The organism is Rhizobium chutanense, from assembly GCF_002531935.1.
GTDB lineage: Bacteria > Pseudomonadota > Alphaproteobacteria > Rhizobiales > Rhizobiaceae > Rhizobium > Rhizobium chutanense.
In genome coordinates this window covers 1-561 of the sequence record NZ_NWSV01000094.1, presented here as the reverse complement: position 1 = coordinate 561, position 561 = coordinate 1, and the positions used below count along the sequence as shown (strand labels likewise).

At 61.1% G+C, this 561-nt stretch carries 2 protein-coding genes; both read right to left on the bottom strand.

Features of this window, described 5'->3' with window-relative positions; translation table 11 throughout:
- Positions 1–152: IS66 family insertion sequence element accessory protein TnpB (gene tnpB / locus CO666_RS34975; RefSeq protein WP_141506812.1), on the bottom strand; the 152-nt coding region annotated here is incomplete at its 3' end.
- Positions 149–561: IS66-like element accessory protein TnpA (tnpA, locus tag CO666_RS33440; protein ID WP_097603765.1), on the bottom strand; the 413-nt coding region annotated here is incomplete at its 5' end. The genes tnpB and tnpA, both read right to left, overlap by 4 nt.

Below are 561 nucleotides of genomic sequence, written 5' to 3'. Positions count from 1 at the left end.
CCACCGCGGCCGCGGAATACGAACAGGTGTCCACACATCGGGTCGCGCTTCAGCGCCTCCTGCACCATCAACGACAAACCGGGGAAGCCCTTTCGCATATCGGTGTGGCCTGTCGCCAGCCAGACCTTCACGCCACTCGGAACCGGAATCATCGCAGCCCCAGCACGCAATCGAGAATCCGGCCAAGGGCATCCGTATCGATGTCGCTATCCACGCGCACGCGCCGACCCCGTCCAAGCTCGATTGTCACATTGCTACGCTTCCGACGAGGGTGGGATGTGGTGGGCGATTCCGGTTGAACGGGAGAGACTGTCGAAGCGGCCTCGGATACGATCACCGGCACCAAAGTCGCCGTATCAGACCTTGGCTCCTCGATCCGGCAAAGCTCTTTGCGCCAACGGAACAACTGGCTGACATGGATGCCGGCCGCGCGGGCAATCTCGGAGATGACCGCGTCTGGCTCAAAGCACGCAGCGACAAGGCGCTCTTTATCTTCGCGTGACCAGCGCCGACGGCGCTCTACAGACGTGATCACCTCAATTGGATGCTTCGTCATATGAC